Source organism: Deinococcus carri (assembly GCF_039545055.1).
GTDB classification, from domain to species: Bacteria; Deinococcota; Deinococci; order Deinococcales; family Deinococcaceae; genus Deinococcus; species Deinococcus carri.
In genome coordinates this window covers 182,501-202,500 of record NZ_BAABRP010000003.1, presented here as the reverse complement: position 1 = coordinate 202,500, position 20,000 = coordinate 182,501, and the positions used below count along the sequence as shown (strand labels likewise).

At 72.1% G+C, this 20,000-nt stretch carries 22 protein-coding genes (2 of these 22 running past the window's edge); 9 read left to right on the top strand and 13 right to left on the bottom strand.

Translation table 11 applies throughout. The features are described 5' to 3' along the window. Positions 1–385, top strand: the 3' portion of a protein-coding gene (locus ABEA67_RS07270; protein ID WP_345463097.1) for a uracil-DNA glycosylase. 44 nt of this gene lie to the left of the window's left edge; 385 of the gene's 429 nt are visible here — the last part of the coding sequence; its start codon lies beyond the left edge, outside the window; the stop codon is at positions 383–385. Positions 386–499: 114 nt separating this feature from the next. Here the strand turns inward: ABEA67_RS07270 and mqnB are convergent, their stop codons facing one another. The 6 genes from mqnB to ABEA67_RS07240 all read right to left on the bottom strand — a co-directional run bounded on the left by mqnB (position 500) and on the right by ABEA67_RS07240 (position 6,149). Then, a complete protein-coding gene (gene mqnB, locus ABEA67_RS07265) occupies positions 500–1,132 on the bottom strand; it encodes a futalosine hydrolase (RefSeq protein ID WP_345463095.1) in 633 nt (210 codons plus the stop codon). A 58-nt stretch (positions 1,133–1,190) separates the two neighbouring features. Next, a complete protein-coding gene (locus ABEA67_RS07260) occupies positions 1,191–1,610 on the bottom strand; it encodes an organic hydroperoxide resistance protein (protein ID WP_345463093.1) in 420 nt (139 codons plus the stop codon). Between the two features lie 238 nt (positions 1,611–1,848). Then, a complete protein-coding gene (locus tag ABEA67_RS07255; protein ID WP_345463090.1) occupies positions 1,849–3,270 on the bottom strand; it encodes a superoxide dismutase family protein in 1,422 nt (473 codons plus the stop codon). Further along, positions 3,270–4,547 (bottom strand): PQQ-dependent sugar dehydrogenase, encoded by a 1,278-nt coding sequence (locus ABEA67_RS07250; protein WP_345463087.1) that lies wholly within the window; start codon positions 4,545–4,547, stop codon positions 3,270–3,272. Before ABEA67_RS07250 ends, ABEA67_RS07255 begins: the two co-directional genes overlap by 1 nt. A 90-nt stretch (positions 4,548–4,637) precedes the next feature. Beyond that, positions 4,638–5,282 carry a lysoplasmalogenase family protein gene (locus ABEA67_RS07245; protein WP_345463085.1) on the bottom strand — a complete coding sequence of 215 codons (645 nt, stop codon included), beginning with the start codon at positions 5,280–5,282 and terminating at the stop codon, positions 4,638–4,640. Between the two features lie 15 nt (positions 5,283–5,297). Continuing rightward, positions 5,298–6,149 carry a menaquinone biosynthesis family protein gene (locus ABEA67_RS07240; RefSeq protein ID WP_345463083.1) on the bottom strand — a complete coding sequence of 284 codons (852 nt, stop codon included), beginning with the start codon at positions 6,147–6,149 and terminating at the stop codon, positions 5,298–5,300. Positions 6,150–6,246: 97 nt separating this feature from the next. Here ABEA67_RS07240 and ABEA67_RS07235 point away from each other — a divergent pair, with 97 nt between their 5' ends. After that, on the top strand, positions 6,247–6,807 hold the full coding sequence (locus tag ABEA67_RS07235) for a DUF6174 domain-containing protein (protein ID WP_345463081.1): 561 nt from the start codon (positions 6,247–6,249) through the stop codon (positions 6,805–6,807). A gap of 66 nt (positions 6,808–6,873) precedes the next feature. Here the strand turns inward: ABEA67_RS07235 and ribF are convergent, their stop codons facing one another. Both ribF and ABEA67_RS07225 read right to left on the bottom strand, forming a co-directional pair. Continuing rightward, the gene (ribF, locus tag ABEA67_RS07230; RefSeq protein ID WP_345463078.1) at positions 6,874–7,785 is read right to left on the bottom strand and encodes a riboflavin biosynthesis protein RibF; all 912 of its coding nucleotides are present in this window, start codon (positions 7,783–7,785) and stop codon (positions 6,874–6,876) included. After that, the gene (locus tag ABEA67_RS07225) at positions 7,782–8,300 is read right to left on the bottom strand and encodes an NUDIX domain-containing protein (protein WP_345463075.1); all 519 of its coding nucleotides are present in this window, start codon (positions 8,298–8,300) and stop codon (positions 7,782–7,784) included. Before ABEA67_RS07225 ends, ribF begins: the two co-directional genes overlap by 4 nt. Positions 8,301–8,403: 103 nt before the next feature. Between ABEA67_RS07225 and ABEA67_RS07220 the strand changes: the two genes are divergently transcribed. Further along, positions 8,404–9,540: a deoxyguanosinetriphosphate triphosphohydrolase gene (locus ABEA67_RS07220; protein WP_345463072.1), complete on the top strand. Its 1,137-nt coding sequence runs from the start codon at positions 8,404–8,406 to the stop codon at positions 9,538–9,540. A 138-nt stretch (positions 9,541–9,678) separates the two neighbouring features. On the opposite strand, the gene ABEA67_RS07215 is transcribed toward ABEA67_RS07220, so the two are convergent. Further along, on the bottom strand, positions 9,679–10,023 hold the full coding sequence (locus tag ABEA67_RS07215) for a hypothetical protein (RefSeq protein ID WP_345463070.1): 345 nt from the start codon (positions 10,021–10,023) through the stop codon (positions 9,679–9,681). A gap of 208 nt (positions 10,024–10,231) precedes the next feature. Here ABEA67_RS07215 and ABEA67_RS07210 point away from each other — a divergent pair, with 208 nt between their 5' ends. From ABEA67_RS07210 to ABEA67_RS07190, 5 genes are all read left to right on the top strand, one after another. Then, positions 10,232–10,795: a hypothetical protein gene (locus ABEA67_RS07210; protein WP_345463068.1), complete on the top strand. Its 564-nt coding sequence runs from the start codon at positions 10,232–10,234 to the stop codon at positions 10,793–10,795. A 155-nt stretch (positions 10,796–10,950) separates the two neighbouring features. After that, complete coding sequence (locus ABEA67_RS07205; protein ID WP_345463066.1) at positions 10,951–11,349, top strand: hypothetical protein; 399 nt, start codon at positions 10,951–10,953, stop codon at positions 11,347–11,349. After that, the gene (locus ABEA67_RS07200; protein WP_345463064.1) at positions 11,346–12,095 is read left to right on the top strand and encodes a fimbrial biogenesis chaperone; all 750 of its coding nucleotides are present in this window, start codon (positions 11,346–11,348) and stop codon (positions 12,093–12,095) included. The genes ABEA67_RS07205 and ABEA67_RS07200 overlap by 4 nt, the downstream gene beginning before the upstream one ends. After that, positions 12,073–14,226, top strand: coding sequence for a hypothetical protein (locus ABEA67_RS07195; RefSeq protein ID WP_345463062.1), 2,154 nt, complete (start codon positions 12,073–12,075; stop codon positions 14,224–14,226). The genes ABEA67_RS07200 and ABEA67_RS07195 overlap by 23 nt, the downstream gene beginning before the upstream one ends. 85 nt (positions 14,227–14,311) lie before the next feature. Then, positions 14,312–16,786 (top strand): ATP-binding protein, encoded by a 2,475-nt coding sequence (locus ABEA67_RS07190; RefSeq protein ID WP_345463060.1) that lies wholly within the window; start codon positions 14,312–14,314, stop codon positions 16,784–16,786. Between the two features lie 15 nt (positions 16,787–16,801). Here the strand turns inward: ABEA67_RS07190 and pxpA are convergent, their stop codons facing one another. From pxpA to ABEA67_RS07170, 4 genes are read right to left on the bottom strand one after another with little or no spacing between them, the layout of a single operon-like run. Then, positions 16,802–17,551 (bottom strand): 5-oxoprolinase subunit PxpA, encoded by a 750-nt coding sequence (gene pxpA / locus ABEA67_RS07185; protein ID WP_345463058.1) that lies wholly within the window; start codon positions 17,549–17,551, stop codon positions 16,802–16,804. A gap of 17 nt (positions 17,552–17,568) precedes the next feature. After that, positions 17,569–18,168: a hypothetical protein gene (locus ABEA67_RS07180; protein WP_345463055.1), complete on the bottom strand. Its 600-nt coding sequence runs from the start codon at positions 18,166–18,168 to the stop codon at positions 17,569–17,571. Positions 18,169–18,200: 32 nt separating this feature from the next. After that, a complete protein-coding gene (locus ABEA67_RS07175; RefSeq protein WP_345463052.1) occupies positions 18,201–19,175 on the bottom strand; it encodes a 5-oxoprolinase subunit C family protein in 975 nt (324 codons plus the stop codon). Next, entirely contained in the window at positions 19,168–19,788 is a 621-nt protein-coding gene (locus ABEA67_RS07170) for a 5-oxoprolinase subunit B family protein (RefSeq protein ID WP_345463049.1), read from the bottom strand. The genes ABEA67_RS07175 and ABEA67_RS07170 overlap by 8 nt, the downstream gene beginning before the upstream one ends. A 48-nt stretch (positions 19,789–19,836) precedes the next feature. On the opposite strand from ABEA67_RS07170, the gene ABEA67_RS07165 reads away from it, so the two are divergent. Then, positions 19,837–20,000 carry the 5' portion of a nitrilase-related carbon-nitrogen hydrolase gene (locus ABEA67_RS07165; protein WP_345463046.1) on the top strand. The gene runs 1,150 nt beyond the window's last position, so the window shows 164 of its 1,314 coding nt (coding positions 1–164); it begins with the start codon at positions 19,837–19,839; the stop codon falls past the right edge of the window.

Genomic DNA, 20,000 nt, shown 5'->3' with positions numbered 1-20,000 from the left:
CGGCCGCTTCGTCGTGCCGGGCTGGATGAATCTCGTGGCGGGCCAGCCCGACGTGGCGGAGGTGCAGCTCGACTTACAGGCCGCCGATCTGAACCGCGAACAGGCCTGCCTGCTGCTCGACTACTGGGCGACCCCCACGGACCTGACGCTGCAGAGCATCCTGCCGGTGCGCGCCTTTACCGCTGTGCCGGAGGGCTGGTGCCTGTTCGTGCCCGCCCAGGGCCGCGTGCTGGTGCGCGCTATTGACCCCGAGCCGAACCCGCCGCTGCTGGGCAGCCACTGGCTGCAACTGGAACCCGGGACGCCCGCTGGGACGGTCGTGAACGTCAGCGTGGGGTTTCCTGCTCCACCTGTGCCCGAAGCGAATCTGCGGCTGAACAATTAGCGCATTTGACGTAAAAAGAACCCCTCTCCCCTTGCGGGAGAGGGCCTTACGAAGCAAGGGGAGAGGGTCAAAAAATGCAACCATCTTTATGACAAATGCTCTAAGCGGCCAGCTTCAGGCTTCGCCCGTTAGCAGCGCCTCCAGACCGCGCCGCGTGGCGCTGAGGGTCTCGGGAATGCGCCACGCGGCACGGTCGCGCGGGCCGACCGGGTTACTGACGCCCCGGACCTCCAGCGCGGGAACGCCCGCGAGGAGCGCCGCGTGGGCGACCCCCGCCCCTTCCATGCCCTCGGTGAGGGCACCGGGGTAACGCTGCGCCAGGGCGAGGGCATGTTCCGCCGTCCCGGTGACGGTGCTGAGAGTGAGGGTGGGGCCACAGGCCGCGCCCACCCGTGCCGCCAGGTCAGAGGCACCCTCCCAGGCCGGGAAGCTCCCGCCGTGCGGCGCATCCGGCAGCACGGACAGCCCCAGCGCCGCGAGGTCGAGGAACTGCCCGCCGTCCTGCGCGCCCAGGTCGGCCTGCACGATGACGCTGGAGACGGCGAGGCTCCCCGGCTCCAGTCCGCTGCCGGGATAGGCCCCCCCGATGCCGGCACTCACGGCGAGGTCACAGGGGCCTGCGGCCAGCGCGCGGGCGGTCGCCAGGGCCGCGGCCACCGGCCCCACGCCGCTCACCACGACGCGGGCGGGCAGATCAGCGAGCCGGGCGGCCTCCCCGGCAGTCGCCACGACAATCAGGACGTTCACCCGCCCAACGTAGCGCGCCCCAGCCGGGGCCGGGGCGCAGCGGGGGAGGGGTGGGGGCCTATTCCGCAACTTTCAGCCGCACCGCCACGTTGTCGCGGGTCGCCACGCTGTAGGGGCAGACCTGGTGGGCGGCGTGCATCAGGGCCTCGGCCTCCTCGCGGGACAGGCCGGGGAAGGTGCCTTCGAGTTCCACGTCGAGGGCAAAGGCCACCCCGCTTTTTTGCAGGCCCACCCGCGCGGTGATGGTGCTGGCCGGGTCGAGGTCGACGTGCTGACGGCGGGCCACCACGCCCAGGGCACCCTGGAAGCAGGCGGCGTAGCCGGCGGCGAACAGTTGCTCGGGATTGGTGCCGGGGCCATCGTCGCCGCCCATACCGGCGGGCACGCTGAGGCTCAGGTCGAGGCGGTCGTCACTGGTCTTGACGGTTCCGGCGCGGCCTCCGGTGGCGGTGGCTTCGGCGGTGTACAGGTTGTTCATGGGGACCTCCAGAGAGTGGGCGGAACGTTCGGCGACCCTCTCACCCTATCCGGCCGCAGGCCAGGCTGCCGGAACCTGTCCGGTCAAGCCGCACCGAGTTCCTCCCGGTGTGGGTAGGGGCCGTCTGCGGCGGAGGCTGGGTCAGGGCGGCGGGCATCCTGTGCTGGTTACGACGCGGGAGCCACTGCAAAGGGGAGGAGGGCACCCCGGCCACTCCTCCTCCTGTTGCAGCCTCAGCTCAGAACTTGCCGAAGCGGGTCAGCTTGAAGGGCACCTCGGGCGTGCCGCCCTGGAGCTTGTCGAGCTGACTCTGCGTCACCACGAGGTCACCGCCGATCATGATGAGGGTGGTGGGGTAGCGCAGGCCCGCCAGGGGTTCCTCGGCGGCCAGGGTGCCCGCGGCATAGTCGGCGCTGAGGGTCACCTTGCTCACCACCTGGTCCTTGTTGCGGGCCACGTACAGCGTGTGGCCGTCGAGCAGCAGGCCGTCGCCGTTCTTGAGGCCGCCCATGACCTTCTTCACGGCCTTGCTCCGCAGGTCGATACGCCACAGGTCGCCCGTATTGAGCTGAATCGCCAGCAGATAACGGCCGTCGGGCGTGGCGGTGATGCCGTTGAGGTTGATGCCGGGGCCGTACTTGAGCGGCGTCTTCGTGAGGTCCAGCCACGCCGTCAGGTTCATGTCGCGGTCCACCCGGAAGAGGACCGGGCGGAAGGAGTCGGTCACGTACACATTGCCGTCGGGCGCGACGGTCAGGTCGTTGACGTAAGGCACCGGACTCTGGGGCGTTTCCAGTACGTTCAGAATCATCCCGTCGGGCGACAGGACGCTGACGGTGCCCTGCGCCCCGCCCGCGACCCACAGGCGGCCCTGGGGGTCCACCTTCATGCCCAGCGCGACCCGGCGGCCCAGCGCGCCGCCCTCGCTGAACTTGCTGACGCTGCCGCTTTGCGCGTTGATGGCGTAGATGGTGCCGTTCGCGGCGCTGCCGGTGTAGATGACGCCCCGCCGCGCGTCGTAGGCGATGCCCTCGGGGTAGGAGAGGTGGTCGGGCAACGCATAGTCGCGCACGCTGAAGTTGTCGCGCAGAATCACGCCGCAGCGTTCGCGCATTCCCGACTTGCCCGCCGGGTCGGTCTTGTAGTCGTCGGGCATGGCGTGGACCACCAGCGCGCGGTTCAGGACGCCGTTCATGCCGGTCAGGCTGACCTTGTCGGTGGTGAAGGTCAGGCGGCCCGTGCCGTCCGCGCCCACCATCAGCATGGGCAGGTCGCCGCCGTGGCCGTATTTGTTCATGGCCTGCGGATCGTCGTGGTTCTTGCTCATGCCGGGGTCGAAGTGCGGCCCCGCCCCGCCGAAGGGCACGACCGTGTTGGTGGCCGGGTCCACGCCGGGGGTGCATTTGCCGTACTCGTGGACGTGCATGCCGTGGCCGCCGGGCGTCAGGCCGCGCACCTCCACCGTGACCTGCACGCCCATCCCCATCTGCTTGAAGGTCGCGCTGCCGCGCACCTGGCCCGCCGCGTCACGAATGGCAGCGGTGGCGCTCAGGGGCGCGCTCGCCGGGGCCATGGGCATCATGGGCTGCGTGCCACCCGCCGAGGCGCTGCCCAGGGCCGCCGCGAGGGCCAGCAGGCCGAGCATCTGGAGCTTCTTCATCACTGGCCTCCCGTGGCGCGCACGCGGTAGATGACGCCGCTCTGGTCGTCGGTAAAGAGCAGGCTGCCGTCGTTGTACACGGCCACGCCCGCCACGCGCCCGAACTGCTTCCACTGCCCCTGTTCCTGGAACACGAAGCCGCTCACGAAGGGCGTGATGGATACGGGTCTGTTCTGCGCGTCGAAGTCCACGCGGGCAATCTCGTAGCCGCTCGGCTCGTTGCGGTTCCACGAGCCGCGGAAGGCCACGAAGGCGTCGTTCCGGTACTCGCCCGGGAACTGGTTGCCGGTGTAGAAGGTCAGGTCGATGGCCGCCGCGTGCGCCGTGTAGTTCAGCAGGCTGCCCTGGGTGCGGTTGCAGTAGTCGGTCTTGGTAATCAGGCCGGGGATGGTGCTGGAGTTGGCGTAGGGGTCGGGCTGCCGGTCGCCGTAGCAGTAGGGCCAGCCGTAGACCCGGCCGCGCTGGATCACGTTCAGCTCCTCGGGCGGGATGTTGTCGCCGTGCCAGTCGGACCCCTGGTCCATGCCGTACAGCGTCTTGGTGACGGGCTGCCAGCCGAAGCCGATGGTGTGGCGCAGGCCGCGTGCGTACACCTCGCGCCACTTCCCGTCGGGGCTGAGGCGCAGGATGGTCGCTTCCTCCGGGTTCTGCGGGGCCGCGTCGTTGTTGGTGGAGCCGATGGAGGCGTACAGGAAGCCGTCCGGCCCCCACTTCACGCCGCGCGCGGAGTGCTGCCCCACGTCGGGAAGCTGGCTGGCGAACACGCGCGGCACGCTCAGCGTTCCGTCCTTGGCGATGTCCATCACCCAGATGTCGTGCTGGCCGATGGCGTACAGCTTGCCGTTTTTGACGTCCATCCCGTGCACGAGGCTGAGGTTGGAGGCCACCTGGCGGCGCTCGCCCGCGTCGAACTTGCCGTCGCCGTTGACATCCTTCATGTACCAGATGTCGTTCTGCTTGGTGCGCGAGAGGTACACGCCGCCGTCGGGCATCGGTTGCAGCGAGCGGGCGTTGCCCAGTTCGGATGCCATCACGCTGACCGTGAACCCGGCGGGCACCTTCAGCCGCGCGAGCTTGTCGGGCGTGAAGCCCAGCGCGGTCGGCTCGTTGCGGGTGGCCGTGACGGTCACGGGCGCTTCGGGGGCGGGCAGCGGGCGCGGCGTGGGCGGGGTGGGCTGGCCGGGAAACGGGCCGGTCAGCGGGATGGCGGTCTGGGCCAGCGCCGAAAAGGCACCCGCCAGAGCCACCGTCAGGGCGGCGAGCAGGGGTTTACGCATGTGGATAGTCCTCCACCCCGCAGAATCACACGACGTCAAATCACCGCTTTCCAGCTCCGCTCACCTTCTGAGCCTCTTCTCAGGTTTTGCTCAAGAAGTGGGGATGCGTCCCCCGCGAATAGCCCAGCAGGCCAGCCACGCCTGCCCCAGCCAGTACAGCCCGTCGACGGCGAGGTCGCGTGCCGGAAGCGGCGTCAGGAAACGGTCCAGGGCAATCAGGCTGTCACTCAGCACGAACAAGGCCGCGCCCCAGGCGGCCAGACCTCCCACCGCCAGCGCCCGCCACAGCATCAGGGTAATGACGGCTCCATACACCAGCACCGGCAGCCGCAGCTCGCCCAGGTGCCCCCGCGTCAGCAGCAGGCCCAGCAGCGCCGCGCCATAAGCAGCCGCTCCCAGCAACCCGGCCCAGGCCGGCCGCCGCGTGCCTGTCAGAAAGCCGCGCAGGTAGGCCAGGTGGGCCAGCAAAAAGGCCAGCAGCCCCGGCACGAACAGGTCGCCCGGCCACTCCAGCAACAGGTCGCCCAGCGCCCCCAGGCCCAGCCCCAGCACCATCCAGCGCTGCACCCGGCCAGGCGGGGCCGCGCGCCATACCCAGACGGCCAGCAGCGCGGCGGGTAGGGCCTTGGTCAGCAGACGCGGGCCGGGCAGGTGGAGGTGGGCCGCTGCCAGAAATGCCCCCGCCGCCAGCAGGGCCAGGGCGGGGAGCAGGAGGGAACTCGCGCGAGGGGACACCCCCCAGCGTAAGGGTCAGGCGGGCACGAACAGCGGCAGGTCGCAGGCGGGGGTGGCCCCCACCGCCACCGCGCGGCGGTGCAGTTCGCGCACGGCCCGCTCGCCCTCCGCGCCCACGTCCAGGCTGAAGTCGTTCACGTACAGGTCGATATGGGCGCGCATCACGTCGTCGCTCATCTCCAGCGCGTGCTGGCGGATGTAGTTCATCGGCTCCTGTGGGTGCGCGTGGGCGTATTCGAGGCTGGCACGCACGGCGGCGTTCAGACCGCGCTGCACCTCGGGCGCGAGGTCGCGCCGCACCAGGATCGCGCCCAGCGGGAGGGGCAGGCCCGTCTGGCCCTCCCACCACGCGCCCAGGTCCAGCAGCCGCACCAGCCCATGCTGCGGGTACGTGAAGCGCGACTCGTGGATGATCAGGCCCGCGTCCACCTCCCCGCGCGCGACGGCGGGCATCACCTCGTCGTAACGCAGGTGCGTCAGGCGCACGTCCGGGTAGGCGAGGCGCAGCAGCAGTTCGGCGGTAGTCAGTGCGCCGGGCGAGGCCACCAGGCGGCCGTTGAGGTCGCCCAGTTCCTGGCGCGCGACCACCAGCGGTCCCACGCCGCGCCCCAGCGCCCCGCCCGCGCGGAGGGCCACGTAGCGGTCCATCACGTCGAAATAGGCGCGGTAGCTGATCTTGGTCATGGGGAGGCGGCCCGCCACCGCCCAGTCATTGAGCGTCTGCACGTCCTCCAGCACCTCGCGCACGGGGAGCGGCGAGGGCACGCGCCCGGCGTGCAGCGCGTAGAAGATGAAGGTGTCGTTCGGGCAGAAGGAATAGCCCAGGTCCAGGGTGGCGGTGTCCAGTGGGGAGGGGGCCGTGGTCATGGGCACAGGGTACGCCCGGCCCGTGCGGGCACCTGCCCCGGCGGGCACGCTCAGCCGCTCATCACGAAGCTGTCAGGTGAACTGACTACCCTGACGCATGCTTCGGACCCTCCTGCTGGTGCCCACCCTCTGCGCCCTGACCGCTTGCACGCCCGCCCAGATGGGCCAGAAGGTGGCCGGGGTGCCCACGGAAACACAGACGCCCACGGACACGTCGGTCCCGCTGGGCAGCGGCGGCCCCTGCGCGCCCGGCTACACCCGGCCCGACTTCGCCGCGCTGGAGCGTGACCTGGCGGCGGCCCGCGCGAGGTGGGCGGCGGCGGGCGTGCGCGACTACAGCTATGACTTCGCGCAGGTGGCCGCGCCGGTCGCCTTCCCCGACGTGCGCGTTACGGTGCGCGGCGGGACGGTGCAGGGCGTGACCCTGAAGGCCGGACAGACCGGCGAGCCGGGCGGCCAGGCCCGCGCCACGGTCGAGGACCGCTTCGCCGCCATCGCCCAGACCCTGCGCGGCCAGCAGGGGCAGAAGTGCCCCGTGGTCGAGGCCGAATACGACGCCCGCGACGGCCACCCCACCCGCCTCTACAGCGGCACGCGGGAAGTGAACGTCGCGGACGGCTGGGGCGAGTGGAAGGTGACGAACTTCACCCGGCCCTGAACGCAGAAAGCCAGCCGGGAAAGTGTGAGCATCGGCTTTCCCGGCTGGCTGGAAGCCGGCCGCCCCCTACCGCACGTCCCCCAGGGCCGCCCGCGCCGCCTCCGCGTCCCGCGCCAGTTGGGCCTTCAACTCGTCCAGGCCGCCGAACTTCTGCTCGCCGCGCAGGTGCGCGAAGAACTTGATGTCCAGTTCCTCGCCGTAGAGGTCGCCGTCGTAGTCGAAGAGGTGGACCTCGAAGCGGCGCTCGGTGCCGTTCACAGTGGGCCGGAAACCCACGTTCGCCATGCCGTGCCAGCGCTGCTGGTGTCCCGGCCCCCGCTCGGTGAGGGCCACCACCGCGAAGACGCCCAGCGGGAGCGCCTTGCCTTCGGGCACACGGATATTCGCCGTGGGCCAGCCGATGGTCCGGCCCAGGCGGTCGCCCTGCACCACCACGCCCTGCGCGTCGTAGTGGCGGCCCAGCAGCCGCGCGGCACCCTCCACATCCCCGGTTTTCAGGTACTCGCGGATGCGGGTGCTCTTGATGTCCCCGCCGCCGAGCTGGTGCATGGGCAGCGCCACCACCTCGCGCGTCACCCCACGCAGGTCCGCGACACCCCCTGCCCGGCCCCTCCCGAAGTGGAAGTCCTCGCCCACCACGATTGCATGAGGGTGCAGCGCCCGCAGGTCGTCCAGAAAGGCCTCCTTGGGGCGCGCGGCGAACTCGGGCGTGAACGGCACCGCCACCGTCTCGTCGATGCCGTAGCGGGCCAGCAGGTCGAGCTTTTCGGGTAGGGTGGACAGGAACTCCACGCCCTGCGTCAGCACGCGCGTGGGCGGGTCGAAGGTGTAGACGACCGTGGGCACACGGTGTTCGCGGCCCTTCGCCTTGAGCTGCGCGAGCAGCGCCTGGTGCCCCAGATGCACGCCGTCGAAGGACCCCACGGCCACCACGGTCCCGGTGTCGGGCCGCTGGGTGGGGGAGACGTAGGTTTTCATCGGCCTGCCGACGAGAGCGCCTGCACGCCATACAGGGCTGCCGTGACCGTGCTGGCGCTGCCCACCAGGGTGCCTTCCCGCAGGCCGTCCAGCACCTGCTGGGGTGGCAGCCACAGCACCTCGATATCCTCGCCCTCGTCCTCCGGCAGCTTGCTTTCCCGCAGGTTCTGCGCCCGGTACACGTACAGTTCCTCGTCGCAGAAGCCGGGGCTGGAGTAGAAGCGGGTCAGCAGCGTCATGTCGCCGTCCAGCCCCACCTCCTCCTGAAGCTCGCGCCGGGCGGCCTGCTCGGGCGTCTCGCCCTCGTCGATCAGGCCGGCGGGGGCCTCCACCGTCGGCGCGCCGATGGCTGGCCGCTGCTGCCGCACCAGCAGCATCTCGCCCTGCTCGTTCAGCACCAGAATCGCCACCGCGTCGGCGTGCCGCACGATTTCCCACTTGCCGTCCTGGACTTCCAGCCGCAGCATGCGCCCGTCGTACATGACCTGGATGTCGGGGTTGGTCTTGTCGCTCATGGGGGCAATTTAGAGGATGCGGAAGGTCGAAGGCAGAAGGCAGATGGCTAAAGAATCTTTGGCCTTCTGCCCCCCGCCATCTGCCTTCTGCCAGAATCCCCCCATGTTCACCCGCGCCGACCTCGAAGCGCGCGAGGCCGCCACGCTCGCGCCGTATGCCACGCTGAGCCGCGACTCGCGGGGGCGGGAGTACCCGGAGGCCCGGAGCGAAACGCGCACCGCTTTTCAGAAGGACCGCGACCGCATCCTGCACACCACCGCCTTCCGGCGACTGGAATACAAGACGCAGGTCTTTTTGAACGCCCAGGGCGACCACTACCGCACGCGCCTGACGCACACGCTGGAGGTGCAGCAGGTGGCCCGCTCGGTGGCGCTCACCCTCGGCCTGAACGAGACGCTGGCGGAGGCTATCGCGCTCGCGCACGACCTGGGCCACCCGCCCTTCGGCCACGCGGGCGAGCGGGTACTGGACGGGCTGATGGAGGGGCAAGGTGCCCCTCCCAACAACACCTTCGACCACAACACCCAGGCGCAGCGCATCGTGACCCGGCTGGAGGACCGGTATCCGGACTTTCCGGGCCTGAACCTCACGCTCGACACGCTCGACGGCCTGAACAAGCATGACCGCGCGGGCCTGGGACCGCCGGGCCTGGAAGCGCAACTGGTGGACGCCGCCGACGCGCTGGCCTACACCGCGCATGACCTGGACGACGGCCTGCGCAGCGGACTGCTGACGCCGGAACAGTTGGAGGCGCTGCCGCTGTGGCGCGAGTTACTCGCCCGGGTGCCGGTGCAGTCACCGCAGCTCACCGAACGCGACCGCCGCACGCTGCACCGCGAACTGCTGGGCTGGCTGATCGGGGACCTGACGACCGCGAGTGCCGCCGCCATCACCGCGAGTGGCGTGGGCAGCGCCGAGGAGGTGCGGGCACTGCCGGAACGCCTCATCACCTACAGCGCCCCCATGCGCGAACGCCTGCGCGAGACGGGGACCTTTCTGCGGGAGAACCTCTACCGGCACTGGCGCGTCGAGATGCAGGTGGAACAGGCCACCCGGCTGCTGACCACCCTCTTCACCGCGTTTCTCGCGCGCCCGTCCATGCTGCCGCCCCAGGTCCGCGCCCGCGCAGAGGTGGACGGTCTGCCCCGCGCGGTGTGCGACTTCATCGCCGGGATGACCGACCGGTACGCGGGCGAGGTGTACGCGGCCCTGACGCCGCCATCCCAGACAGGCCACTGATACGGGATTGCTCTGATTCCCGGACATCTGGGAAAGCGCCAGATGTCCGTCCATCGCCGCAACCCCCTAGTTTTTGCTGCTCGCTCCGCTCGGTTGATTCCAAGGAATCAACGCAATTTGGTATGAGAGGTTGGGGGTTCAGTCGAACCAGACGACCTGAAGGGCCGCGCCCGTGGGTGCGGTGGGGGCGGCTTCGTAGCGCAGCAGCTCGGCCCCGCTGGCCTCCTGCATCACCGAGCGCAGCACCAGGGGACCCAGGGCGCGCACCTGTGCGGGCAGTTCGGGCAGCAGGCGGGGTTCGGTGGGGGGCACAGTCCCGGCCGTGCAGCGCAGTGTGAGCGCCCCCGGCTGAAGGGCCGCCACCTCGCACACGCCCTGGACCTGAACCTCCACCGGGGTCTGGAGGGTGGCGGCGTGGGCCACCGAACTGCCCGCAACAGACCCGCCCAGGAGCAGCAGGGTCACCAAAGAACGCAGGTTCATCGGCCCAGCATAGAAAGGCCGCCGTTACACGAACATGACAGGCGGAACCTTCTGCATTAGCGACCATTAAACAGCGTTAGGCACGGCGTTTGACTTTAATTTTTGAAGTTTCGCACAATCAGGGAACGACAGCGAAGTTCGCAAAGGGGACGCCGGGGCAAGAGGTCGCGGAAAGAGGTTTGCGTCTGTCTGTCGGGGAGGGAAGACCATGAAAAAGCTTGGAATGCTGCTGGCACTTGGCGGGCTGATGGGCGGGGCACAGGCCCAGACTGGCGGAAACCAGACGGGCACCCAGTTCGTGGATATCGGCCAGGACGTGATTGTCCATGTGCAGAACGTGTGCGCCTTCGTGGGCGGCGGCGTTATCGACAGTAACTTCGACCAGAACAGCTCGGAACTGCACCCCGACGCCATCGAGTTCAACTACAAGGCGACGGCCAGCTCGGGGGCGGGGCAGCGCATCTTCAACATCCGCTGCACGGCAGGCACCGACGTCCGGCTGACGGGCGGCGCGGGCGGCATGAGCTACGGCTTCGGCGAGGGTGCGAACCAGAACGATGGTTACAGGCTGAACAAGGTGGGCAGCAGCACTTCCCAGCCGCTGCTGGTCAACATCACCGAGACCTTTAACCGGACCGCCAGCGACGGCAGCAACACCAGCCCCGACCGCTACACCCTGAACACCCGCGTCCAGGCTCCTGCCGGGCAGTGGGGCGTCTCGAAGGGCGACTACAGCACGGTGCTGATCTACCGTTTCGCTTACGACGAGTAAGCTCTCCCGCTCTCGCGCCCGCCCTCTGCCCTCGCGGTGGGGCGGGCCTTTGCCGTGACCGGCTGGCCTTTTATGCTGGAGGTTATCCCACGGCTGTTCCTCTGTCCCCACTACAACCCGCCCCCGCCACCTCGTCCCCGCCACAAGGAGCCACGATGCCTCTTCCCCTGACCCTGCTTGCCTCGCCGCTGGCGCTGCTGGCCCCCGCCGCTTCTGACCCCTGCACGCTCAGCACCAGCCTGACCCTGCCGAACTACCAGGCGCTTCAGGGGGCGCAGGGCGAGCTGCGGGTGCAGGTGAACTGTCCCGCTCCCGAGCGGCGCTATCGCCTGATCTGGCCCGGCGCGGTGTCCAGCGGCACCGGCCTGGAGCTGGAACTGCTCGGCGGCCTGAAGGTGACGGTGCAGGGGGCCGCCGCCGACCTGGGGGGCCTGAACGTGATGTCCGGGCCGCAAACGCTGCGCTTTGCGGTTCAGGCCGCGCCCGGTCAGTGGGGTGTGCCGCGCGGCGAGCAGAGGCTCGGGAAGCCGGTGCTGCTGGAGGTGGGGCAGTGAGACGGGGCAGAGCGGGCTTGGCGAGGTGGGGGCTGGCGGCGGGGCTAGCCCTGCTGGGCACGGGCCTGGGGCAGCCGCTGAACTTTTCTCTCACGCCCACGTCGTTTCTGATCGAATCGGGCAAGACCCTGAGCGGGCAGACGCGCTTTACCAACACCAGCACACGCACCGCCGTCTTCACGGTCACCGCGTATGGCTGGAACCGGGTGGAGGGCGAGGACCAGCTCACGCCCACGCGCGACGTGCTGGTCACGCCCAGCCGCTTCGTCTTGCAGCCGGGGGCCAGTCAGGTGGTGCGGGTTGCGGTGCAGCGTCGTCCCGGCCAGGACGAGATGACCTACCGGGTGCTGCTGCGGCAGGTCGAGCCGGAGCGCGGCGAGGTGCCCCCCGGCGAGGACGCGCGCGGCCAGATCGACGCGCTGCTGGAACTGAGCCTGCCCGTGTACGTGGTTCCGCCCACTGCCGCCGCCCGCATCGGCTACCAGGTGCAGAAAAGCGCCGACGGCAAGGACCTGACCCTGGTGTTCTCCAACAGCGGCAACCGCAGCTATGTCCTCAAGGGCCTGAAGGTCACGGCGGGCAGTGACCAGAACCGGGCCGTGCCGAACCTGCCGCAGAGCTTTCTGATCTTCCGGGGCAACTCGTACCGGGTGCCGCTGGCGGGATTCGGGGCCGAAAGCACCCTGAACTTCTCCTTCCTGACGGCGGAAGGCAAGGTCGTGAGTGAAAAAGTCCAGGTCCGCTGAGGCCGGGTGGCCCGGCGCGGGCCGCTGCGCCGCGGCCCTGGCCGCCGCCCTGCTGCTGGGCGCGGCGGGCGCGGCCCCCCCCTGCGACAGCGAGCCGGAGGTGGTGGCGGTGACGGTGGGGGGCCTGGCCCGCGGCGACCTGCCGGTGCGGCGGGTGGGCGAGCAGATCTGGGTGCCCGCCGAGGCGTTGCAGTCCGCTGAGGCCGCCTACGCCGTGGCCCGCGCCGAGTGCGAGGGGCGGCCCTACGTGCAGCTCGCGCCGGGCCTGGACCTCCAGTTCGACCCCAACGAGCTGACCCTCACCGTGCAGGCCGCCGCGCAGCTTCTGTCGGGCGGCGAGCTGGATTTCGGGGGAACGTTCGGGGAGCGGCTGACCAGCCTGCCCGCCTTCTCGGTCGCGGGCCGCTTCGACGTGCTGCGGCAGGCGGGCGAGGCCCCGCAGGGAACGGTCGGCTTCTCGCTGGGTGCCCAGGTGGACCGCTACCGCGCCGGGGTGGACGTGAACCTGAGCGGAACGCCCCAGCAGGCGCGGCTCAGCGGGGCGGTGTCCGGCGCGGTCCTGCTGAACGAGAACTGGACGGTGGGGGGCGTGGTGCGGCTGTCCCCGGAGGGCCTGGGGAGCGGCTTCAGCGGCCTGGAGGTGCAGGGCCACAGCCCCGAGGGGACCCTGGTGCCCGAACTCGTCCTGAACCTGCCGCTCGACGCCACCGTGACCCTGCTGTACGAGGACCGCCAGATCGCCCGCTTCCGCGCGCCCGCCGGCCGCTTCCTGCTGCGCAACCTGCCCTTTCCGGCCAGCGAGGGCGTCCTGCTGGCCTTTGTGCAGGACGCGCGCGGCACCCGCATCGTGCCGCTGCCCTTCAGCCGCACCCAGATCAACCTCAGCCAGGGAGCCTACGCCGTGAATGCCCGCGCCGGGGTGCAGGGCGGGCAGGCGACGGTGCGGGCCTCGGGGGCCTACGGCCTGGGCCGGGGCCTCACCGTGCAGGGGCAGACGCAACTGACGGGCAGCCGCCAGAGCGCGTCCGCCTCGCTGGGCGGCCCGCTGGGGCCGGGGCGCGGGCGGGTGGGGGCCAGCCTGCTGCACGACGAGGCGGGCTTCAGCGGCAGCGTGGATGCCGGGTACGCCGCGCCGCTGGGACCGCTGACCTACGTGGTCGACCTGTCGCTGCCCACCAGCTCGCCCCTGGCCCCGAGCGTGGCCCTGGGCCTGAGCTACAACACCCTGAGGCTGCAAACCTCCCTGACCGGCCAGTACGACTTCGGGGCGAAGCAGGGCGCGGTGTGGCTGACGACCGACTACCAGATCAGCCCGCAGTGGAGCGTGCAGGCCCAGCTCAACTACCGCGACCCCTCCCGCTACGGGGCCAGCCTGGGCCTGACCTACCGCCTGCCCAGCGGCCTGACGCTGGGAGCCGGCGCGGGCCTGGCGCATCTGCCCCCCACCGCCGACCAGCCCGTCGGGAGCCTCACGGGGCGCGGTTCGGTGTCGGCCAGCTACGGCGAGCATCAGCTCACGGTGTTCGGCCCGAATGCCTGGGGCGTGACCTACCGCAACACCGGCGTGTGGCCCCTGATCCTGGGAGCCGACGTGGACGGCAATCTGGTGGCCCAGGGGGAGCTGGGGGTCACCTTCGTGGGGGGACGCTTCCTGCGCGGCGCGGCGCAGGAGGGGGTGTCCCTGCTGGTCCGGACCGGCGTGCCGGGTCTGCCCGTGCGGGTGTCGGGTGGGAGCCTGCAACGGGCGAACGGGCGCGGCGACCTGTTCTTCACCGGCCTCACGCCCGGCGCGAACGTGGTCCTTCAGGTCGCCACCAACCTCCTGACCTTCGAGACCGAGGTGGGCGACGACGAGAAGCCGCTCAAGCTGGGGACCGCCGGGGTGTCGCAGTACGACTGGAGCGCCAACTTCCAGCGCAAACGCTGGGTGCGGATTCTGTGGCCGGACGGCACCCCGGCGGCCTACGTCCTGGTGTCGGCGGGGGAGCGCAACTTCTTTACCGACCTCGACGGCAACGTGCTGATCGACCAGACTCTGGCCCCCGGCACCCCTGTCACCGTGCGCGCCGAGGACGGCAGCCGGAGTTGTAGCCTCACGTTGGCCGCGGGCGAGGAGCAGCGCTGCCCCTGAGGACTGCCCCTGAAGTCTTCATGAATTCGCGTCCTGCTGGTCTTGCCAGGACGGTGAGGGTCACCTGAGTCTATGCTGAGTCAAGGTGACTTCGCCCCCGGTCCTCTCGCTGCATCTCCTCGGCGCGCCGCGGCTGCTCTGGCAGGGGCAGGCGGTGGCGCTGGCAGGCAAGGCGCTGCTGCTGCTGGCCCGCCTGGCGCTGGAGGGCCGCCACGAGCGGGAGGCGCTGGCCGCGCTGCTCTGGCCGGAACTGCCGCCGGGTGATGCCCGCAACAACCTGCGGGTCAGCCTCTCGGGCCTGCGCCGCAAGCTGCCGGGCGTCCTGCTGACCGACCGCAGTTCGGTGGCCTGCGTGCCGCTGTGGACCGACGTGCAGGCGCTGGAACAGGCCGCCGCCGCCGGACAGGCCGAGGAGGTGCGGGGGCTGTGGCAGGGGCCTTTTCTGGCCGGCGTCGCGCTGCCCGGCGGCGAACTGGCCGCCTGGGTCAGGGCACGCCGGGGGAGCCTGGCCGCGCTGCATGCCCGCTTCCGTGGCCCCGCCGCCCCGCCCGAGGTCTCCCCGGCCGCGGCTCCCCGGCCCCGCCTGCTGGGCCGCGAGCTGGACCTGCACGCGCTGAACGCCCGGCTGGCGCAGCACCCGCTGGTCACGCTGCACGGTCTGGGGGGCGTCGGCAAGACGGCGCTGGTCCGCGAGCTGGTGGCCCGCTGGCCGGTGGCCCAGGGACCGGCGCTGGCCCTCGACCTGACGGGGTGCCGCACGGCTCCCGAGGTATACGCCCGCCTGGGGCAGGCCCTGGACCTGGGCGGCGTGAGCGACCTGCCCCAGCTGGCCCTGCACCTGCGGGCCTGGCCGGGACTGCTGGTGCTCGACGGGGCCGACCACCTGGAAGGCGGCGCGGAGGTGGTGGCCGAACTGCGCCGTGCCCTGCCCGAACACCGCCTGCTGCTGGTGCGCCAGCGGCCCCTGGGCCTGCCGGGGGAGGCGCTTTCCCACCTGCGGCCCCTCCCGGTGCCCCCGCGTGACGCCTGGGGGCAGCGCTGGAACGAGCTGCTGGCCTACCCGGCGGCGGCGCTGTTCGTGGACCGTGCCCAGGGCGTGCGGCCCGGTCTGCCCCATGACGGCCCCGCGGTCGCCGCCATCTGTGAGGCGCTCGACGGCCTGCCGCTGGCCCTGGAGTGGGCCGCCGCCCACACCGCCGTTCTCGCGCCGGCCGCCCTGCTGGAGCAGCTCCGCGAACCCGGCCGCCTGCTGCTGCGGTCGGTGGCCGCCGCGCATCCCCCCCACCACCGCGACCTGGGCAGCCTGATGCGTCACAACCTGGCGGGGCTGCCGGACCCGGCACGTGAGCTGCTGCGCTGGCTGGGCGTGCTGGAGGGTCCGGCGCGGCTGGACGAGCTGGCCCTGCTGCTGGAACGTCCCGCCGGGGAGCTGCTGCCCGAACTCGAAACGCTCTGGGCCGCCTCCCTGCTCCACGTGACCGAGCTGGACGGCCAGGGCTGCTTTGGCGTGCCCCGGCTGGTCCGCGCGTACCTGACCCACGTGCTGCCCCCGCCCCCCGGGGCCGAGCTGCGGCGGCTGCGGCTGGTGGCCGGGGCGGTGCAGGGCCTGACCGCCGACCTGCGCAGCGAACGCCACGGGCACGCCCAGGCCCAGCTGCGCCGCCTGGAACCGGACATCCGGCAGGCGCTCGACTGGGCGGCCCGGCAGCCGCCAGCAGAGTCTCCCGAGGTGCCTGACCTGGCCCGCCGCCTCCTGGACGAGCTGACGTGGTGGTGGCTGCTGCGGGGGCAGGGGCAGGTGGCGCTGGACCGCCGGGCGCAGTTCTCCCCCGGGCCGGACGCCCCGGCTAACGGGGAGCGCCGCTGGCGGGTCGCGGGGGGGCTGGCCGTCCCTTCCGCCTGGGTGCGCGCCCTGGCCCACCTGCGCACGGCCCTGCGACACGAGGAGGCCGGGGCACGCGCCCGGCATCTGCGCGCCGCCCACCGGCTGTTCTCCGAGCAGGGCGACCCCTGGGGCATGGCCCTGTGCGCCCTGGAGGCCCGCGCCCAGCAGGGCGAGCGGCGTGACCTGGCCTCCCTGCGGGCCAGGGTCGACGAGTCGCGTGAACTGGGCCAGCCCTGGCTGCTGGGGCAGGAACTGTACGCCCTGTGTGCTTGGCTGCTGGAGCAGGGGCAGGCCGCCGCGGCGCTTCCCCTGCTGGGAGAACAGCTCCGCACCTGGGAGGAGTGCGGCTGGTGCTGGGGCGAGGAACTGGCGCTCTTTCAGATGGCGGAGGTCGCCTGGCACCTGGGGCAGCGTCCGCTGGCCTGCCGCCTCTACGGCCTGACCCTCGTGCGGGGCCGCGCCTGCCAGCCGCGCGCGCCTTCCCGGCTGCTCGCGGCCATCGACCGGCGGTTGGAACACCTGCCGGGCCAGCTGCGCAGCGCTGCCGAACGCCAGGCCTGGCGTGAGGGCCAGCGCGTGCCTCCGGGCGAGTGCGCCGGGGAAGCCCGGCGGCTGTGGCGCGAACTGGAGCTGGGGGGCGTGGAGAGCGAGCCTCCTGGGCCGCGGGTCCGCTGACTGCCTCCCGCCGGGTCAGGGGTGGGGAGCCGTGACCTGCACTCCCGCCGCCTCCAGCGCCGCTCGCAGGTCGCGCGCCAGGTCCGCCGCCTCGGCCCCGTCACCGTGCAAGCAGAGGGTCCGGGCGGGCACCCGCACCTGCTCGCCCGTGACCGCCGTGACGGTGCCCTCCCGCGCCAACCGGACGCCCTGCCGCACTGCCTCGGCGTGGGGCAGCAGCGCCCCCGCCTGCCCGCGCGGCCACAGCGAGCCGTCCGGGGCATACCCGCGGTCCGCGAAGCCCTCGCCCACCGCCAGCAGTCCCAGCACTTCCGCCTCGCGCAGCATCACGGAGGCCTCGCCTGCCAGGCCGTAATACAGGGGCAGGCCCGAGTCCGCCGCTGCCCGCGCGATGGCCCCGGCCAGCGCCGCGTCCCTCACCGCCATGTTGTAGAGCATCCCGTGGGGCTTGACGTGCCGCAGCGCTGCGCCCTCGCGCGCGGCCACCGCCTTCAGCGCCTCGATCTGTTCGCGCACGAAGGCCGTCACCTCGTCTGGTGCAAAGTGCAGCTCGCGGCGGCCAAAGCCCTCGCGGTCGGGAAAACCGGGGTGCGCGCCCGCTGCCACGCCATGCCGCGCGGCCAGGCGCAGGCTGTCCCGCATGGTCTCCGCGTCCCCCGCGTGGCCCCCACAGGCGATGTTCGCGCTGCTCACAAAGGGCATCACGGCGGCCTCGTGGGGGCTGCCCTCGCCCAGGTCGGCGTTCAGGTCGATCTGCTGGCGCATGGGGGCAGCATAGGGGTTCAAGCGCGTTCGGAGGGCGCGGGCAGGGCCAGCGGGGACGGCAGCGGGCAGGCCGTGACTACCCCGTGCGGCGACACGGCCAGCACCCGGCGCTCGGCCAGGGTCCAGAGGGCGCGGTGGACGCCCATCTCCGCCTCGGGGCTGCCGGAGGGCGCGAGCTGGTCCAGCAGCGCCGTGTAGCGCACCTCCCCGGCCTCGCCGCCCGCCCAGGGCGTCGCCTGCGCCACCTGCGTCAGCACCCGGCGCTGCTCCGGGGTTTCGGCCAGCGCGAGCAGAGCCTGCCTGGCCCGCAGCCGCGCCGCGTGGGCCTCCCGCGCCTGCCGCCTCTGCGCGAGGAGGGCGCTGACGGCCTCGGGTGGCGTGCCCTGCCCCCCGTAGCGCCGCTCGATAACCTGCTCCAGCCTGGCGTCGGCCCGGCTCTGCACCTCGCTGCGCCATTCCTGCGCCCGTTCCCGCAGGCCCGCGCGGGCATCCTGCACCCGGGGGTCACGCCAGGCGGCCCCGGCGGCGCGGCGCGCGGCGGCACGCAGGCCACCGGGTTCAGTGTCCCCGGCGCTGGCCGGGTCGGGCGAGGGGCGGAGCAGGTCCCGCAGCTTCATGGGGGCCACTCTCCCACACTTGCGCCCGCACGTCAGCGAGGCGGGCGGGATTTGTGCGGTGCCTCCCTCTGCCCCGCGTACCACCAGGCCAGGGCCGTCTCGGCCTGCCGGACCTCGTGTTCCTGTTGCCGCAATGCGGCGTGGGCCTCGGCCCGCGTCACTTCCCGCAAGCTCACCCGGTCGCCGGGGCGCAACTGGCCGAGAACGGGCAGGTCCGCCGCCGCCACGACCAGCGGTGTGGGGTAGCCGCCGTGGGTGCCCGCGTCGGGCAGCAGCAGGATGGGCCGGCCGTCGGGCGGAAGCTGCACGGCCCCGGGCACGTTGGGCAGGCTCACCCGCGCGGGGTCGTGCGGCGCGGGGACGGCCTCCGTCAGGCGCACGCCCATCCGGTCGGCCTGCCCGCTGACGCGGAAGGTCTGCCCCGTCAGCGCGTCCAGCAGCCCGGGCGTGGCCTCCGGCGTGGCGAGGACGCGCAGGGTAACGTGCGGCCCGGTGGGGGTGTGCAGGTCAGGGGAGAGGAACGCCCGCGGCGGCGTGGCGGGCGGCAGCGGCAGCCAGGCCAGCCGGTCCCCGGCCCGCAGCGCCCGGCCCCCGTGCCCGCCGAAGCCGGAGCGCAGGTCCGTGCCCCGGCTCCCAAACGCCTCCTGGCCGCTCAGGCCGCCTCGCAGGGCCAGTACCGCCCGCGCCCCCCGTGCCGTTCCCCCGAGGGCGAGCGTCTGCCCCGCCTCCACCGCCACTGTCCGCCCCACCGGGAAGGGCTGGCCGTCCAGCGCAGCGGTGAAGGGGGCACCACAGAGGGCCACCAGCGTCCCCGCCCCGAAGCGCAGGGTGGGACCGGCCAGCGTGACCTCCAAGGCCGCCGCTCCGGGGGAGTTGCCCACCAGCGCGTTCGCCAGCCGCAGCGCCAGCGGGTCGGCTGCGCCGCCGCCGGGCACGCCCAGCGCCCGTGCCCGCCTCCCCGCGTCCTGCACGGTGGTTTGCAGGCCGGGGCGGAGCACCTCAAGCATCTGCCACCGCGAAGCGCACCCGGTCCCCCGCCCGCCACAGCACCGGCTGCGGCCTGGCGAGGTCGAACAGAACCGCGTCCGTCCGGCCCACCAGCCGCCAGCCCCCCGGCGTCTCGCTTGGGTACACGCCCGCCCAGGGGCCACCCAGCGCCACGCTGCCCGCCGGGACCCGCTCGCGCGGCGCGCTCAACCGGGGCATCCGCAGCCGCTCCGGCAGCCCGGTCAGGAAGGCGAACCCCGGCGTGAACCCCAGAAACGCGACCGTGAGCCTGACCGCGCACAGGGCCGCTACGAACTCCGGCTCGCTCAGCCCCGCCTGCCCCGCGCACCACCCCAGGTCCGGGCCGCCGAAGGTGACGGGCAGGACGTGGGTGCGGCCGGTGCCGTCCTGTTCGGGATGCAGTCTGGCCAGCCGCGCCCCCAGCCCCGCCGCCAGGCTCTCCCCCGCCATGCTCAGCGGGTCGTACAGCACCGTCAACACGTCCAGCGCCGGCACCACCTCGCGCACGCCGGGCAGGGGCCGGGCCGCCAGGTCGGCCAGCAGTTCACGCGCCAGGGGCGAGCGCACCACCAGCGCCGCGTCCCCCAGCGGGGTGATGTCAGCCTCCCTCATGGGCGCATCATTCCACGCGGCCCCATATCCCTGGGTAGGCTGGGCGGCATGAGCGCGCCTGCCCCGCAGTCCCAGCCCGAGCAGCCCACCCCTGAGCGGCCCAACGCGGACAGGCACTTCCGCGTCATCGCGGTGCAGCCGCAGTGGAGCGCCGCCGATTTCACCAGCGCCGCCGCCTTCCGGGCCTGGATGCGCTCGCAACTGGAGCTGAG

What these genes read in the sequence shown, in the direction of transcription:
- ABEA67_RS07255 (WP_345463090.1), bottom strand. Translation starts at nt 3,270, where the DNA reads ATGAAGAAGCTCCAGATGCTCGGCCTGCTGGCCCTCGCGGCGGCCCTG.
- ABEA67_RS07215 (WP_345463070.1), bottom strand. Translation starts at nt 10,023, where the DNA reads ATGAACCTGCGTTCTTTGGTGACCCTGCTGCTCCTGGGCGGGTCTGTT.
- ABEA67_RS07180 (WP_345463055.1), bottom strand. Translation starts at nt 18,168, where the DNA reads ATGAAGCTGCGGGACCTGCTCCGCCCCTCGCCCGACCCGGCCAGCGCC.
- ribF (WP_345463078.1), bottom strand. Translation starts at nt 7,785, where the DNA reads ATGAAAACCTACGTCTCCCCCACCCAGCGGCCCGACACCGGGACCGTG.
- ABEA67_RS07225 (WP_345463075.1), bottom strand. Translation starts at nt 8,300, where the DNA reads ATGAGCGACAAGACCAACCCCGACATCCAGGTCATGTACGACGGGCGC.
- ABEA67_RS07260 (WP_345463093.1), bottom strand. Translation starts at nt 1,610, where the DNA reads ATGAACAACCTGTACACCGCCGAAGCCACCGCCACCGGAGGCCGCGCC.
- ABEA67_RS07170 (WP_345463049.1), bottom strand. Translation starts at nt 19,788, where the DNA reads ATGAGGGAGGCTGACATCACCCCGCTGGGGGACGCGGCGCTGGTGGTG.
- ABEA67_RS07235 (WP_345463081.1), top strand. Translation starts at nt 6,247, where the DNA reads ATGCTTCGGACCCTCCTGCTGGTGCCCACCCTCTGCGCCCTGACCGCT.
- pxpA (WP_345463058.1), bottom strand. Translation starts at nt 17,551, where the DNA reads ATGCGCCAGCAGATCGACCTGAACGCCGACCTGGGCGAGGGCAGCCCC.
- ABEA67_RS07240 (WP_345463083.1), bottom strand. Translation starts at nt 6,149, where the DNA reads ATGACCACGGCCCCCTCCCCACTGGACACCGCCACCCTGGACCTGGGC.
- ABEA67_RS07210 (WP_345463068.1), top strand. Translation starts at nt 10,232, where the DNA reads ATGAAAAAGCTTGGAATGCTGCTGGCACTTGGCGGGCTGATGGGCGGG.
- ABEA67_RS07175 (WP_345463052.1), bottom strand. Translation starts at nt 19,175, where the DNA reads ATGCTTGAGGTGCTCCGCCCCGGCCTGCAAACCACCGTGCAGGACGCG.
- ABEA67_RS07220 (WP_345463072.1), top strand. Translation starts at nt 8,404, where the DNA reads ATGTTCACCCGCGCCGACCTCGAAGCGCGCGAGGCCGCCACGCTCGCG.
- ABEA67_RS07205 (WP_345463066.1), top strand. Translation starts at nt 10,951, where the DNA reads ATGCCTCTTCCCCTGACCCTGCTTGCCTCGCCGCTGGCGCTGCTGGCC.
- ABEA67_RS07250 (WP_345463087.1), bottom strand. Translation starts at nt 4,547, where the DNA reads ATGCGTAAACCCCTGCTCGCCGCCCTGACGGTGGCTCTGGCGGGTGCC.